Origin of the sequence: Streptomyces sp. NPDC007189 (assembly GCF_040703635.1) — a bacterium.
GTDB lineage: Bacteria > Actinomycetota > Actinomycetes > Streptomycetales > Streptomycetaceae > Streptomyces.
On record NZ_JBEYEY010000010.1, the window covers coordinates 159877 to 174460 of the forward strand.

12 protein-coding genes are annotated in these 14584 nt (G+C 74.1%); 7 read left to right on the forward strand and 5 right to left on the reverse strand.

Annotation, left to right across the window (positions count from 1 at the left end; translation table 11 throughout):
• Positions 1 to 189: 189 nt before the first annotated feature.
• Both AB0950_RS21695 and AB0950_RS21700 read right to left on the reverse strand, forming a co-directional pair.
• Positions 190 to 1398, reverse strand: coding sequence for an EfeM/EfeO family lipoprotein (locus AB0950_RS21695; RefSeq protein WP_366779228.1), 1209 nt, complete (start codon positions 1396 to 1398; stop codon positions 190 to 192).
• Between the two features lie 217 nt (positions 1399 to 1615).
• Entirely contained in the window at positions 1616 to 2389 is a 774-nt protein-coding gene (locus AB0950_RS21700) for a polysaccharide deacetylase family protein (protein WP_360156225.1), read from the reverse strand.
• A gap of 208 nt (positions 2390 to 2597) precedes the next feature.
• Between AB0950_RS21700 and AB0950_RS21705 the strand changes: the two genes are divergently transcribed.
• From AB0950_RS21705 to AB0950_RS21715, 3 genes are all read left to right on the forward strand, one after another.
• Positions 2598 to 3344 carry a GPR1/FUN34/YaaH family transporter gene (locus tag AB0950_RS21705; RefSeq protein WP_366779229.1) on the forward strand — a complete coding sequence of 249 codons (747 nt, stop codon included), beginning with the start codon at positions 2598 to 2600 and terminating at the stop codon, positions 3342 to 3344.
• Positions 3345 to 3400: 56 nt separating this feature from the next.
• On the forward strand, positions 3401 to 4366 hold the full coding sequence (pip, locus tag AB0950_RS21710) for a prolyl aminopeptidase (RefSeq protein ID WP_360156221.1): 966 nt from the start codon (positions 3401 to 3403) through the stop codon (positions 4364 to 4366).
• A gap of 136 nt (positions 4367 to 4502) precedes the next feature.
• Positions 4503 to 5129, forward strand: a complete 627-nt coding sequence (locus tag AB0950_RS21715) for a DinB family protein (protein ID WP_360156218.1) — start codon at positions 4503 to 4505, stop codon at positions 5127 to 5129.
• Between the two features lie 169 nt (positions 5130 to 5298).
• Here the strand turns inward: AB0950_RS21715 and AB0950_RS21720 are convergent, their stop codons facing one another.
• Positions 5299 to 6066 (reverse strand): GNAT family N-acetyltransferase, encoded by a 768-nt coding sequence (locus AB0950_RS21720; RefSeq protein WP_360156215.1) that lies wholly within the window; start codon positions 6064 to 6066, stop codon positions 5299 to 5301.
• Positions 6067 to 6484: 418 nt separating this feature from the next.
• Here AB0950_RS21720 and AB0950_RS21725 point away from each other — a divergent pair, with 418 nt between their 5' ends.
• Positions 6485 to 7051 (forward strand): dihydrofolate reductase family protein, encoded by a 567-nt coding sequence (locus AB0950_RS21725; RefSeq protein WP_360156212.1) that lies wholly within the window; start codon positions 6485 to 6487, stop codon positions 7049 to 7051.
• A 45-nt stretch (positions 7052 to 7096) separates the two neighbouring features.
• Here AB0950_RS21725 and AB0950_RS21730 read toward each other — a convergent pair whose 3' ends face one another.
• Positions 7097 to 9163 carry a SpoIIE family protein phosphatase gene (locus tag AB0950_RS21730; protein ID WP_366779230.1) on the reverse strand — a complete coding sequence of 689 codons (2067 nt, stop codon included), beginning with the start codon at positions 9161 to 9163 and terminating at the stop codon, positions 7097 to 7099.
• Positions 9164 to 9339: 176 nt separating this feature from the next.
• Between AB0950_RS21730 and AB0950_RS21735 the strand changes: the two genes are divergently transcribed.
• On the forward strand, positions 9340 to 11799 hold the full coding sequence (locus tag AB0950_RS21735) for a SpoIIE family protein phosphatase (protein ID WP_366779231.1): 2460 nt from the start codon (positions 9340 to 9342) through the stop codon (positions 11797 to 11799).
• Between the two features lie 87 nt (positions 11800 to 11886).
• Positions 11887 to 12693 (forward strand): maleylpyruvate isomerase family mycothiol-dependent enzyme, encoded by an 807-nt coding sequence (locus AB0950_RS21740; RefSeq protein WP_360156203.1) that lies wholly within the window; start codon positions 11887 to 11889, stop codon positions 12691 to 12693.
• Between the two features lie 12 nt (positions 12694 to 12705).
• On the opposite strand, the gene AB0950_RS21745 is transcribed toward AB0950_RS21740, so the two are convergent.
• Positions 12706 to 13869 carry a PP2C family protein-serine/threonine phosphatase gene (locus AB0950_RS21745; RefSeq protein ID WP_360156200.1) on the reverse strand — a complete coding sequence of 388 codons (1164 nt, stop codon included), beginning with the start codon at positions 13867 to 13869 and terminating at the stop codon, positions 12706 to 12708.
• Positions 13870 to 13993: 124 nt separating this feature from the next.
• On the opposite strand from AB0950_RS21745, the gene AB0950_RS21750 reads away from it, so the two are divergent.
• Entirely contained in the window at positions 13994 to 14566 is a 573-nt protein-coding gene (locus AB0950_RS21750) for a hypothetical protein (protein WP_366779232.1), read from the forward strand.
• Positions 14567 to 14584 lie beyond the last annotated feature (18 nt).

Below are 14584 nucleotides of genomic sequence, written 5' to 3' on the forward strand. Positions count from 1 at the left end.
GTCCTTCGTGCGGGGCGGTGCCGGTTCTGTCAGGTGTCTGATGACGGGCGGTGTCGGTCCTGCCCGGTGCCTGGTGGCTGCTGGTGCCGGTCCTGTCCGGCCCCTCGTGACGGCTGGTGCCCGGCCTCTCCGGTCCCTCCTGAGGGCCGGTGCCGGGTCCGTCCGTTGACCCGGCTCGCGCGATGCCGCTCACACGGTCCTCCGCGGGTCGCACAGGGTCGCCACCGACGCCAGCCGCTCCACCAGGTCGCCGAACACCGCGTTCACGTCCTCCCGCTGGGCGCGGCCGAGACGGTCCAGCGGGGTCCAGGACCCTTGGTGGCGGAACCCGTCGAGGGTGTGCTGGGCGCGGTTCAACTCCTTGTCGAGTTCGGGCAGACCGGCGTACCGCGTTTTCAGCAGCGGCTCGATCCGGGACAGCACCTCGCGGGTGCCGTCCAGATTGGCGCGGGCGGTGGCCAGGTTGCTGCCGCTGCCGTAGTCGGTGCGGCCGGTCAGCTCGAACTGCACGGTGTTCTCCAGGATCTCGTGCGCGCGCAGCCCCAGCTGGGCGGGGTCCATGCGGGCCTGCGACCAGGTGTCGCGCAGCCCGGTCAGAGCCTTCACCAGCGCCGCCGCCGGGGCGCGCAGCCCGGCGGCGGACTCACCGTGCCACAGCCCGTACTCGACGCGGTGGAAGCCGGCGAAGTCCTTGTCGTGCACTCCGCCGGGCAGGCCGGCGTCGGTGCCGTTGATCGCCGCGTCCGCGTCGCCGAAGGCGTCGTACGCCGCGCCCAGCCGCTCGTACTCCAGGTGCGCCGGCAGCCAGGCCGAGCGGGCGGCGGCGAGATCGCCCCGGTCGATCGCGTCCCGGAGCCTCGTCGCCAGCCGGACGGTCTCGTCGAGTCCGCCGCCGACCCACTTCTGGTAGGCGAGGGCGGGCGGGATCAGATCGTGCTCCGAGACCGGCGCGGCGCCCGGCCCGCGCTGCCCGCCGGCGATGTGCACGGTGGGCCCGGTCGCGGCGTCGGCGTCGTCCGGCACGCACTTGAAGGCGTACGCGCCCTTGCCGAGGCGTACCGTCAACTGCCGTGTCGTACCGGGGCCGATGCCCTCCACCTCGCCGTACACCGTCTGGCTGGCGGGATCCTCCAGGTAGACCTCGGCGCCGGCGTCGGAGGTGTTGCGCAGGTCGAAGGTGTGCACCCCGGGCTCGGGCCGGGTCCAGCCGCGGCCGCAGCGGCTCTCCGACACGTCGATGACGATGTGCCCGGAGGATTGGCCGGCGGCCCGTCCGGGCCGTGCCCCGCCGAGGGAGAACGCCAGCAGCGTGCCCGCGAGGGTCACGGCGAGGACGACGAACACGGCGGGGGCCGTCCGGAGACGAACGGACCGCGTGCCGAGGCGAGGCAACGGCATGGCGAGCCTTTCCGGGACGACGTCGTACGCAGCGGCCTCATGGTAGGCATTCCTCCGGATACGAACAGGCGTCCCGGGACTTCGGTGACCAAGATTTCCCCCGGGGTTCACCGGCTCGTGGCCGGACACCGCCGGGGCCACGGCGAAGAAGGCGGCTCGCGGACCGGTGTGCCGGTGCGGGCCCTGGCGGCCGAAGACCCCCTTGCCGGCGGGCCGTTCAGCGCACCGGGAAGCCGAACGCGTACCCCTGCTGCTTCAGCCACGGCAGCAGGGTGCGCAGCGCGGCGACGGTCTGCGAGCGGTCACCGCCCGCGTCGTGGAACAGGACGGTCGGCCCGTTGGCCAGCTCGCCCTCGACGGTGCTGACGATGGCGGTGGTGCCCGGCCGCTCGAAGTCCTTGGAGTCCACGTTCCAGCCGAGCGGACGCATCCCGTGAGAGGCCGCCAGGTGCCGGCTGTACGGGGTGAACGCGCCGCCCGGCGCCCGGTAGTACATCGGCCGTACGCCGCCGGACGCCTGGGTGATCTGCCGCTCGGCCTGCAGGATCTCCTGCGACTGGTAGGCCTCGGGCTTCTTGTCCATCGTGGTGTCGTGCGACACCGTGTGGTCGCACAGCCGGTGCCCGGCGGCCACCACCTGCCGGACCAGTTCCGGGTGCGCCGCGGCCTGCGGTCCGATCATGCAGAACGTCGCCTTCACGCCGTTCTCCCGCAGCACTTGAAGCACCTGCGGGGTCCACACCGGGTCCGGGCCGTCGTCGATGGTGATGTTGACCGCGTGCGCGCCGCCGTCCGAGGCGTGGACGATCTCGGCGGACACCGGGGCCGCCGCCGGCGCGGCGTGCCGGGCCGCGACGCCCGGCCGGGACGGGCCGCCGCCCGGCTGGCCCGCCTGCGCCGTCCACACCGAGGTGGCGGCCGCCACCGCCGTGACCCCGACCGCCGCCGCGAGCATCCTGCCGTACCAGCCCCGTCCCGTGTGCCGCGCCATGCCCCGCCCCGTTTCCTGCCGTGTCCGTGTGCTGTTGTGCACCCGCGTTCCGTGCACCTGTCAGGACGGCCGGGGTTGATCGCGGGATCCGGCTGTTACCGATCACGGACAATTCCGGGGCGTCTTCGCGACAGATGCCGTCGAGGTCAACGGCGCGCAGGGGGCGGAGGACACCGTGGCGAACGGGGTACCCCGTGTCGTACGACCGATGGACCGGCCCAGGCCCGAGGACGGGGTGATCCGGATGCCGCCACCAGCAGCGCGGACGTACGACACGGCCACGGAACCGCCGCGGCCCGAGGCCCTGACGAGGATCATGCTCAGGCCGCTGGCCAGCAGCCTGCCGCTGGGCTTCTTCGCCTTCGGCACCGGCAGCATCCTGCTCACCGCCGTGCAGCTGCAGTGGGTGCCGCCGGCGCAGAGCCGGCCGGTGATGCTGCTCGTCCTGGTGTTCGTCGTGCCCCTGGAGCTGGTCTCCGGCCTGCTGGCGTTCCTGGCCCGCGACGGCGGCGCCGCGTGCGGCCTGTCGGTGCTGGGCTGCGCGTGGGCCGGCAACGCGCTGGTCTCCCTGTCCGGGCCGCCGGGACAGCCCAGCCCCGCCCTGGCCGTGTTCCTGCTGAGCGTCGCCCCGCTCATGCTCCTGCTGAGCGCCGCCGCGCTGCCCGGCAAGCCGCTGTTCGCGGTGCTGCTGCTCATCGGCGCCTGCCGCTTCGCCCTGACCGGCGTGTACGACGCCGGCGGCGGGGCCGTCCTGCGCACCGCGGCCGGCTGGACCGGCGTGGTCCTGGCCGCGTTCGCCCTGTACGGCGGCTTCGCCCTGCTGCTGGAGGACTCCGCCCAGCGCACCGTCCTCCCGCTGGGCCGCCGGGGCCGCGCGCGCACGTCCCTGCAGGGCGACCTCGGCCACCAACTGGACCGGACCGAACGGGAGGCCGGCGTACGACGCCAGCTGTGAGCGCGCGGCACGCGGACCGCTCGCCGAAGGGGCCCCGCGAAGCCTAAAGTGCCCAAATGTCCCTGTATCCGGAGATCGAACCCTACGCGCACGGCATGCTCGACGTGGGCGACGGCAACCATGTCTACTGGGAGACCTGCGGCAACCCCGACGGCAAGCCCGCCGTCGTCCTGCACGGCGGACCGGGATCGGGCTGTACGCCGTACCCCCGGCGCCTGTTCGACCCGGCCGCCTACCGGATCGTCCTGCTCGACCAGCGCGGCTGCGGCCGCTCCACCCCGCACGCGAGCCGCCCCGACACCGACATGAGCGTCAACACCACGGACCGGCTCATGGCCGACCTGGAACTGCTGCGCCGGCACCTGGGCATCGAACGGTGGCTGGTGTGGGGCGTGTCCTGGGGGGCGGTGCTCGCACTGCGCTACGCGCAGACCCACCCGGGCCTCGTCACCGAGCTGGTGCTCACCGGTGTCGCCACCGGATCGAACGCCGAGGTCGAGCTGCTGACCCGGGGGCTCGGCCGGATCTTCCCGGACGCCTTCGAGCGGTTCACGTCCCAGCTGCCCGCCGACGAGCGCGACGGCAACCTCGCCGCCGCCTACAACCGGCTGCTCGAATCCCCCGACCCCGAGGTGCGGGAACGGGCCGCGCGCGCCTGGACCGACTGGGAGACCGCCACGATTCCCGCGCCGCCGCGCTCCGTCGCCCGCTACGAGGATCCGGTCTTCCGCGTGGGCTTCGCCCGCACCGTCACGCACTACTGGGGCAACGACCACTTCCTCGGCGACGGCAACGACGAAGGCGTGGTGCTGCGCGACGCCCACCTGCTCAACGGCATCCCGGGCACCCTCGTCCAGGGCGCCCTCGACTTCGGCAACCTGCTCGGCATCGTCTGGCGGCTCCACCACGCCTGGCCGGACAGCGAGTTGGTGATCGTGGACGACACCGGCCACACCGCCGGGGCGCCGGGGATGGCGCAGGCGCTGGTGGCCGCCACCGATCGGTACGCGGCACGCCGCTGACCGCCGAAGGGAACCTGCGGCGCCGGGCCGCACGGTGAAAAAACAGAGCGCGCCTCGCGGGGCGGCTGTGGCAGGCTGCGCGCCGGCAGCAGTCCGCCCCCGCCGGGCGGCCGGTACCTCCAGCCAGGAGTCCCCGATGACGACGACACCGCCCCGGCTCCGCCCCCTGCTGGACCAGTTCGACTTCGCCTCCGAGCGGCTCCTTCGCCGGCTGGCCGGACCCTTCATGGACAGCGGCGACGGCGCGGACACCAAGGTGGAGCCCCTGACCGACGACGAGTACCTCTGGCAACCGGTGCCCGGCTGCTGGACGGTCAGGCCCCGCGCCGACGGGCCGGGGCCGCGGGCGGCCTTCCTCGCCGGCGCCGGCCCGTGGGGGCGGGACGCGGCGCCGTATCCGCACCCGTGGCCACCGCCCGTCACGACCCTCGCCTGGCGGCTGAGCCACCTCACCGAGATGCTCGCCCTGCGCGCCGACCACACCGCCGGGAGCCGCTCGGCGACCCGGGAGAACCACCCCGTCAGCGGGGACGCCGCCGCCGCGATCGCCGCCTTCGAGCACGGCGCCGCCGCCTGGCGGCGGGCACTGCTGAGCGCCGACGACGCGGCGCTCGACACGGTCGGACACTGCTCCTACCCCTACGGCAGCGACGCGGAGGAGCCCTTCCTCGACATCGTGTGGTGGGTGAACCAGGAAGTGCTGCACCACGGCGCGGAGATCGCCCTCCTCCGCGACCTGTACCGGGCGCGGCGGCGGGCCTGACGGCCGCTCCGGCTCACGCCCCGGCCGGCGCCGCCCGCACGATCGCCGCATCCCCTGCCCGCAGAGGACTGAACCCACGCGGGCCAGAACACCGGTGCGTCACGCCGGCCGGCGGGTGCAGGACCGGGACTGACCCCACGCCGGCCAGGACACCGGAGGCCATGGGGCGTCACCCGTCGAGCGAGACGTACAGGCGCGTGCCGCCGGGCCGGAAGCCGACCCGCTCGTACACCCGGCGGGAGCCCTCGCCCGAGTACTCCAGCCACACGGACGCCGCGCCCCGGCCGAACAGGGTGCCGGCCAAAGCGGCGGTGACCGCCGCGGCGATGCCACGCCCCCGGTACGCGGGGAGCGTGCCCACGCCCGCCAGTTCGGCCGTGCCCTCGGCGAGCGCGGAGCAGAGCGCGCCGCCGGCGCAGCCTCCGTCCCCGGCGCGGACGAAACGGACGGCCCCGCCGCCCTCCTCGGTGCGCCGCAACCGTGCCGCGCCCTCCGGTGAGGGCGCCCACTGGCCGCCGAACGCCTCGGCCAGCGCGGTGTCGATCGCGGTGTAGTCCGCGTCCGTGGCCGGGGCCGCCACGTCCACCGGGTCCGCCGAGCCGGGGCCGGCGCCCGGCGCGACCAGCGTGGCGGGCGTACAGACCAGGTACTCATGGACCGCCTCGGTGCCGAAACCGGCCCGGCGCAGCGCGGGTTCCACGGCCGGGGCGGCGTCCGGGGCGAACTCCAGCCGGGGCCTCAGCCCGCGCTCACGGAACGCGGCGATCAGGCCGGCGATGTCGCGGTCGGTGGGCTCGGCGCCGGGGAAGGGGGTGGCGTAGTTGACGTACGGGCTGGTCGTCGAGGGGTCGAACCCCACGACGAAGCCGCCGACTTCACACGCCGCCGGGCGGCGCAGGAGGTGGGCGACGGTGAAACGCTGGACATCGGTGCGCACGACGAAGACCTCACGGTGACAGCGGCCATGGGCTGCGGGGAGCCGGGCACGGCCGGGCATACGGGAACGGCCTCCGGGAGGAGGCGGGCGGTGTGCGGGACACCGCGTCGTCGGGCCGCCGTGAGGAGACGCGAACGGTACTGGGCAAAGCCGCCGTTGGGCAGACGGCTCAGTACCGACGGCGGCCGCTGGGGGACGCCGGAACCATGGACCTCAGTCCTTCGTGACGAGTGATCGGACGCGCTTGCCGGACTCGCCGGATCCTGCCACGGCGGGGGAGGACATGACAAGCAGCCGAGCCCCTCACCGACGGCGCGGAGATATTTCCCGGCGTCGTGTCGAAGCGCGCGCGTCCCGTTCGACGCTTGGATGGAGGCACGACCGGTGCCGCGAGGACGAACACGAACGGGAGCCGACCATGAAGATCCGAGCCCGCCAGGCCATCAGCGCCGACGGCTATGTCACCACGCCGGCCGGGTGGCCCGCCCACACGGCCGACCCCGCCTTCGTCTCCGGCGAGAGCCACGGCATCCGGGAGTTCCTCGCCGGATGCGAGGCGGCGGTCATGGGCCGGACCACCTTCGAACCCGCGCTGACCAACGACCGCTGGCCCTGGCCGGACCTCGACGTGTTCGTGCTCGCCTCGCGCCGCCCGGCCGGCACCCCCGACCACGTCGTCAGCGACAGCGACCCGGAGCGGCTGCTGGGGAAGATCCGTGCCGCCAACCGGGGAGGCGACGTCCACCTCGTCGGAGGACCGCGCACCATCCAGGCCTTCCACGCCCTCGGCGCCCTGGACACGCTGGAACTGGTCGTCGTGCCGCTGCTGTTCGGCGGCGGCATGCGGCTGACGCCCACGGTCGACCCGTCCCTCGGACTCGCCTTCGCCGGCGAGCGCGCCCTGCCCGGCGGAGCCGTGGAGATCGTCTACTCGTGCGAGGGCAGCCGGCCCCCCTTGCCGGGCAGTCCCGCGAGCCAGCGCTGACCAACGCAGAGGGCGGGCTCGGCGGCGCGGCCGACCCGGCGCCGGCTACAGAGCCCGGGCGACGAGCAGTGCCACGTCGTCGTGGTCGTCGGGATGGCGCAGGCCGTACAGCAGCACGTCACAGGTCTCCTCCAACGGCCGCTGCGGCTCGTCGAGAAGGTCCAGCAGCGTGTTCAGCCGGTCGTCGATGGCGTGCTGACGGGTCTCCACGAGGCCGTCGGTGTAGAGGACCAGCACGTCACCGGGGCGCAGTTCGACCGTCGTGGTCCCGAACCGGACGCCGCCGACGCCGAGCGGCGCCGCGGCCGGCAGCTCCAGCAGCCTCGGTGCGTCACCGGGCCGGGCGAGGGCCGGGGGCATGTGTCCGGCGTTGGCGACGCAGGCCTGCCCCGTGGCGGGGTCGTACACCGCGTACAGGCAGGTGACGATGTAGTGCTCCAGATCGCAGGTGATCCGGTCCAGGTGCTGGAGCACCGCGCCGGGGTCGAGGTCGAGGTCGGCGTAGGCGCAGGTCGCGGTGCGCAGCCGGCCCATGGTGGCGGCCGCGTCGATGCCGTTGCCCATGACGTCGCCCACCACCAGGGCCGTCTTCTCCTGGTCCAGCGGGATGACGTCGTACCAGTCCCCGCCGACCTCGCTCGTGGCCTGCGCGGGCTGGTAGCGGGAGGCGAGCTCCAGGCCCGTGTGGTGCGGGGGGTGGTCGGGCAGCAGACTGCGCTGCAGGGTGAGGGCGGTGTTGCGCACGCTCTGGAACCAGCGGGCGTTGTCGATGGCCACCGCGGCCCGGCCGGCGAGTTCGGTGGCGAGGACCACGTCGTCCTCGTCGAACGGCTCCGGAGTGCGGGTCCGCTTCAGGTCCAGCGCGCCCAGCACCTCGCCGTGGGCGATGAGCGGCACGGCGAGGTACGAGTGGACGCCGGCCTCGGCGAGCAGGGCGCCGGCCTCGGCGTCCCGGGCGATGCGCGGCAGATCGTGCGGCCCGACATGCCGGAGCAGAACCGGCCGCCCGGTGTGGACGCACAGCGTCACCAGCCGGTCGCCGTCGTAGCGGGCGACGTCGCCGGGCGAGTCGGCGGCGCGCACGGCGACCGTGGGATGGGCCGCCTTCAGGGCGAGGGCGCGGAAGATCTCGGGGCCGTTGTCCGGGCGGCGCATACGGCGGCAGGACAGGGCGGAGTCGAGGATGTCCACGGCGACCACGTCGGCCAGCGCGGGCGCCGCGATCTCCGCCAGTTCACGGGCGGTCTGCTCCACGTCCAGCGCGGTGCCCACCCGCGCGGAGGCGTCCGCGATGAGCGCGAGGCGCCGCCGCGCCCGGTCGGCCTCGGCGGCCGCCCGGTGCCGCTCGGTGACGTCGACGACCGAGACGGCCGCGCCCAGGACCCGGCCGCCGGGATCCTCCAACCGGTAGAAGGACAGCGACCAGGCGTGCTCATGGCCGGGATCGACCGGGGGACGGCCCACATGGAACTGGTCCAGCAGCGGCGTGCCCGTGGTGATCACCTGGCGCAGCGCCGCCTCGACGGTGTCGACGTCCGGGAAGGGCAGGGTCTCCCTGAGCTGACGGCCGATGTGGTCCTCGGCGCGCAGTCCGTCGATCCGCTCCAGCGCCGGGTTGACCAGGAGGTACCGCAGGTCGGGATCGAGCAGGGCCAGTCCGATGGGGGACTGGTTGATGAGCCGCTCGCACAGGGCCAGGTCGGTCTCGACCCGCTGCAGCAGGCTGTGGTCGGCCGCGATCCCCAGGGCGTAGACGTCCCCGAGGTCGTCCAGCAGCCGCATGGTCCGGAACTCCGTCAGCCGGCAGCTGCCGTCCTTGTGCCGCACGGGGAACGCGCCGGCCCAGCCCCGGCCGGTCTCCAGCACCTCGGCGAACAGGCTCATCACGGCCTGCAGATGCTCGGGGTGCACCAGCAGCGGCGCCGCGGGCTTGCCGAGGGCCTCCTGCGCGGAGTAGCCGAAGAGTTCCTCGGCCTGCGGGGTCCAGAAGACGATGCGGCCGCGGGTGTCCAGGGCGACCGCGGCCACGCTCAGCACGTCCAGCAGCCCGGTCGGCCGGGGCAGCCCCTCGCCCTGCTCCTCGTTGCCGGCTTCGAAGGAGTCCACAGCCATGCCGGTTCTCACCTCCAGCGGGCGGGCACGGGCGCTGACGACCGGTGCTTCCATGGTCCCCCCGGCACTGGCCCGGCCCAACCGGAGGGCGAGGAGCCCGAGCGCACCGGTCCCCGCCCTCGCATCCTTGCACATCAACGAACAAACAGGCCCATAGTGGTGTATGGGTGGATCTGATGGACAGTGCGCGTGAGAACTCCGGCGCAGCCACGCCCCGGGGACCTGACGACGTCTTCGACGCGTCCGGCGACGCGGCCGCGGTGATATCCGAACGCGGCCTCGTGGTCGGCTGGACCCGTGGCGCCGAAGCGTTGCTCGGGCACGCGGCACAGGACGTCGTGGGCGTCCCCGCCGCGCGTCTGCTCGCCATGGCCGAGGACCCGGTACGGCTCACCGGCATCGTGCAGCGGTGCCGTGCCGGAAACGGCTGGAGCGGGCAGATCTCCGTACGGCACCGGGACGGCCACAGCGTCGTCGTCGAGTTGCGGGTCTCGGCGCCGTTCCGCATCGGCGGCACCGAGTGCTTCCTGGTCTCCGCCCGCGAACAGGGGCAGCGCTGGACGATGGACCAGTCCGTCCTGGACGGCTTCCTGACCCGGGCGCCGGTCGGCATGGCCGTCATGGACACCGAGTTGCGCTATGTGTGGGTGAACGACACCCTCGAACGCTTCGGCGGGGTCCCCAAAGCCGAGCGGTACGGGCGGCGGCTGAGCGAGCTGCTGCCCGGCCTGCAGGCGGAGGCCCTGGAGAGCCTGATGCGCAAGGTGCTCGCCACGGGCGTCCCGGTGACCGACTACGAGTACGTCGGCTGGAGCTGGGCCGACCCCCACCGCCGGCACGCCTACTCGACCTCGTTCTTCCCCCTCACCGGCGCCGGTGACGCCACCACCGGCGTCTGCTACATGGTCCAGGACGTCACCGAACGCTGGAACGCCCGGCAGCTGCTGACCATGGTCAACGAGGCCGGCACCAGCATCGGCACCACGCTCGACGTGATGCGGACTGCCCAGGAACTCGCCGACTTCGCCGTTCCGCGCTTCGCCGACTTCGTCGTCGTCGACCTGCTGGAACCCGTGCTCAGCACCGAGGGCCACGGGGCATGGCTGACCGACGCGGGGCCCGCGCCCGCCTGGCCCGTGATGCGCCGGGCTGCCGTGCGCTCGGTGCGGCAGGGCAGCCCCGAGGCCGTCGTCCGGGTCGGCGAGCGGGTCGAATTCCTCCCGCCGCCCCGGGACGCACGGCTGGTCATCGACGGCGATCCGCTGCTCATCCCGGTCCTCGACCCGTCCGAGAAGCTGTGGGCCACCCGGGGACCCGAGCGCGCGGAACGCATCCGCGCCCATGGCCTGCACTCACTCATCGCGGTGCCGATGCGGGCCCGGGACACCGTCCTCGGCCTCACCACGTTCGCCCGCTCCCTCAACCCCGTCTCCTTCGGCCCCGACGACGTCCTGGTGGCGCGGGAACTGGTGGCCCGCGCGGCGGTGTGCGTCGACAACGCCCGCCGCTACACCCGGGAGCACACGGCGGCCATCACCCTGCAGCGCAGCCTGCTGCCCCCCGCCCTGACCGGCGGCACCGCCCTCGACGTGGCCTCCTCCTATCTGCCGGCCGACCCCTCCGGAGGCGTCGGCGGCGACTGGTTCGACCTGATCCCGCTGTCCGGGGCCCGGGTCGGCCTGGTCATCGGCGACGTCGTGGGCCACGGCATCACCGCGGCGGCGAGCATGGGCCGGCTGCGCACCGCGGTGCAGACCCTCGCCGCGATGGAGATGCCCCCCGACGAACTGCTCGCCCACCTCGACGACCTCGTGTTCCGGCTGAGCGACGAGGAGGCGGCCGCCGGCACCGGCGCCCGCAGCACCTTCATCGGCGCGACCTGCCTGTACGCCGTCTACGACCCGGTGACCAGGCGGTGCGCGATGGCCCGGGCCGGACACCCGCCGCCCGTCGTCGTGACCCCCGACGGGCACGCCGGCTTCCCCGACATCCCCGCCGGACCCCCGCTCGGGCTGGGCGGCATGGCCTTCGAGGCCACCGAGATCGAACTGGCCGAGAACAGCCTCTTCGGCCTGTACACCAACGGACTCATCGAGGGCTGCGACCACGACGTCGAACGCGGCATGCGCCGGCTCGGGGAGGTGCTCGCCCGCACCGGCGAGGACCTGGACGCCCTGTGCGGCTCCGCGGTGCGGCGGCTCGTGCCCGCGCCGCAGCACGACGACATCGCCCTGCTCCTGGCCCGCGCCCGCGCCCTCGGAGCCGACCGGGTCGCCTCCTGGGACGTACCCCCCGACCCGGCCGCCGTCGCCACCTTGCGCGCCCTCGCCACCCGCCAGGTCGAGGACTGGGGCCTCGGCGCGGGACCGGCCATGACCACGGAACTCGTGGTGAGCGAACTCGTCACCAACGCCATCCGCTACGCCGCCCAGCCCATACGGCTGCGGCTGCTCCGTGACGCCCGTCTGACCTGCGAGGTCTCCGACGGCAGCAGCACGGCCCCGCGCCTGAGGCACGCCAGGAGCACGGACGAGGGCGGTCGTGGGCTCTTCCTGGTGTCCCAGCTCGCCGATCGATGGGGCGTCCGGTACACCGGGGACGGGAAGATCATCTGGGCCGAGATGGGGATCCGCTGAGCTCTGACTTGCCTTCGAGCGCACTCCAGCACCCAGACTGGCCCCCGACAAGATCCCTGCCGAGCACAGAACAGGACGGCGGCAGCCATGACAGCGACGGACCGGGCGGGGCATCCGCTGCCGTACGACACCTACCGCGCGGCCGTGGCCCGCGAGACGCTCCGCTTCGCCGAGGTGACCGAGGGCGCCGACCCGAACACCGCCGTGCCCTCCTGCCCCGGCTGGACCCTGGCCGACCTCACCCGGCACGTGGGAGCGCTGCAGCGCTGGTTCAGCACCCTGCTGACCGGTCTGGTGCAGGAGCCGCCCCGCGGCCGCGACGTGGAGCTGGGGCTTCCGGACGATGCGCGCGAGCAGCCCGGCTGGGTGGCGGCGGGGGTGCCCGCCGTGCAGGCCGTTCTGCGGGACGTGGACCCCGAGGCGCCGATGTGGGCGTGGGGAGCGGACCGGCACGCGCGCTTCTGGGCCCGCCGGATGCTGTTCGAGACGCTGGTGCACCGGGTGGACGCGGAAAACGCCGTCGGCTCGGCCTCCGCCGTCGACCCCGTGCTCGCGGCGGACGGCGTCGACGAGTTCCTCGTCAACCTCCCCTACGCCGGTCTGTTCGCGCCCGGCGTGACGAAGCTGCGCGGCGACGGCGAGACCCTCGCGTTCCGGTGCGCGGGCGCCGACGGCCGCCCCGGTGAGGAGTGGCGGATGCGGCTGGACCCGGACGGCTTCCGCCTGCTGGACCAGGAGACAGAGGAGCCCGGGCCCGTCACGGCGTCGGTGCGCGGCCCCGCCGCGGACCTGCTGCTCCTGCTGTACGGACGGCGCTCCTACGAGGACCCCGCCTTCGAGGTCGCGGGGCGGACCGCGGTCCTCGACAACTGGTTCGCCCACACCGCCTTCTGATCCGGGCCCTGCTCACACGTCCGGCGGCTCCTCCGGCAGCAGACAGACCGCGAGCGCCGCGGTGTCGTCCTCCAGGCCGTGGTGGCTGTGGGCCAGCAGGTCGTCGTGGATCCGGTCGAGCAGCTCCTTGGGCGGAAGGGGGCCCCAGGAGCGGAGGCGGTCGAGCAGCGGGTAGAAGGCGCCGGACGCGTCCCGCGTCTCCGTGACGCCGTCGGTGTACAGCAGCAGCTGATCGCCGGGCCGGAACGGGTACGTGTCGACGTGGTACGGCTCCTCGACCAGCATGCCGAGATTCAGCGGCGGCGCCGGCCGCCCGCTGTCCAGTTCCCGCACCTCGCCGTCCCGCAACCGGACCGGCGGCGGATGACCGCAGTTGACGATGCGGACGACGTGGCCCTCGGCGGGGATCTCGGCGAACACGGCGGTGACGAACCGCTCGGCCGTCTCGGCCCCGCCGAGCCACGCGGCCCTGCGGTGCATGCTCGCGTCCACCCGGCCGACCACGTCGAGCAGTCCGGGTTCGTCGTAGGCCACCTCACGGAACGCCCCGAGCAGCGCGGCCGCGGTCTCCACCGCGAGCAGTCCCTTGCCGCGGACGTCGCCGATGAGCAGACGGACCCCGTGAGGGGTGGGCACGGCCTCGTAGAGGTCGCCGCCGATACGAGCCTGCGCGGCGGCGGAGAGGTAGAGGCTCTCCAGCCGGAGCCTGCCGATCCGGTGCGGCAGGGGGCGCAGCAGGACCCGTTGCGCGGTCTCGGCCACGTACCGCACGTCGGCGAGCGTCCGCTCCCGCCGGATGCGGTGGGCGGCCAGGATCGTGCCGAGGGCGCCCACCAGGGCCGTACAGACGTAGGAGGCGACGTAGTGCCGGTCCCACAGATAGGCCACGGGCCGGCCCGCACAGCACGGCGTGCCGGCCAGCACCCCTTCCATGACCAGGGCGAACACCGTGGCGGCGGCGACCACGAGCGGCCCGTGCGCGAACGCGGCCACCAGGGGCACGGCGACCAGCACGAAGCTCACCGGCCAGTCCACGGGCGTGACCGGCTCCAGCAGCAGCACGGCCGCGACATACAGGACCGGCAGCCAGCGCAGCCATGCGGGAGCCTCCGGCAACCGGGGGTGCAGGGCCGTGCTGCCGTTCTCCGGCATCCGGCCGGTCCGTCCGTGCGTCACCCGGCCAGCCTGGTGTCCCGGGCCGTCATACCGCGCGGATTGCTCCACTCAACGGCATGTTCCCGGTGCGATGTGCGGCGTTTCGGTGATTGCGGCCACGGCCGGTGATCATCACGCTGGGCGGGTGATCCTGGTTCCTGGCCGGCTGTGGCAGCAGAGCCCGGTGCGCATGGCGCTGGGCACCGGGCTGCCCGCCGGTGTCTTCTTCGCCGCCTTCGTGCTGGTGGAGTCGGGCTCGTGGCCGGGCGCCGCCGTCGTCTTCCTGGTCCTGAGCCCGTTGCACGGGATCAGGTCGGCGCGGCGCATGGGCCGGGCCTGGCCCGGCGCCGCGGACCTGGACCCCGCGGCCCGCGCGGCGGTGGTGCGGGCCACCCGGCGAGGCGAGGCCGTCGGCGATCCCTCGCTGGCCCCCGCGGTCGTCGAGTACGCCGACGGCCTGTACCGGATCGCCGAGGAGGACCGGCCGCGCCGCCCGCTGATCCTCCTCGTCACCGTCGTCGCGCTCGCGCTCGCCGGGTACGACACCGTGACGGCACCGTCCGGCGTGCTCATCACGTCCTGGCTGGCGGTCGCCCTGCTCCTGGCCGACCTCGCCTGGTGGCCCGGCAGACGCGCCCGCCTGCTGGCCCGGGCGGCACGGGCCCGGGAGCTGGCCGGCTCCGCGCGGAACGCCGACCGTCCGGCGTCGGGCTGCTGACGCTCGCCGGGCCGGCGA

Coding starts and splice junctions, on each gene's coding strand:
- AB0950_RS21725 (WP_360156212.1), top strand. CDS start 6,485: ATGAAGATCCGAGCCCGCCAGGCCATCAGCGCCGACGGCTATGTCACC.
- AB0950_RS21705 (WP_366779229.1), top strand. CDS start 2,598: ATGGACCGGCCCAGGCCCGAGGACGGGGTGATCCGGATGCCGCCACCA.
- AB0950_RS21735 (WP_366779231.1), top strand. CDS start 9,340: ATGGACAGTGCGCGTGAGAACTCCGGCGCAGCCACGCCCCGGGGACCT.
- AB0950_RS21695 (WP_366779228.1), bottom strand. CDS start 1,398: ATGCCGTTGCCTCGCCTCGGCACGCGGTCCGTTCGTCTCCGGACGGCC.
- AB0950_RS21730 (WP_366779230.1), bottom strand. CDS start 9,163: ATGGCTGTGGACTCCTTCGAAGCCGGCAACGAGGAGCAGGGCGAGGGG.
- pip (WP_360156221.1), top strand. CDS start 3,401: ATGTCCCTGTATCCGGAGATCGAACCCTACGCGCACGGCATGCTCGAC.
- AB0950_RS21700 (WP_360156225.1), bottom strand. CDS start 2,389: ATGGCGCGGCACACGGGACGGGGCTGGTACGGCAGGATGCTCGCGGCG.
- AB0950_RS21715 (WP_360156218.1), top strand. CDS start 4,503: ATGACGACGACACCGCCCCGGCTCCGCCCCCTGCTGGACCAGTTCGAC.
- AB0950_RS21740 (WP_360156203.1), top strand. CDS start 11,887: ATGACAGCGACGGACCGGGCGGGGCATCCGCTGCCGTACGACACCTAC.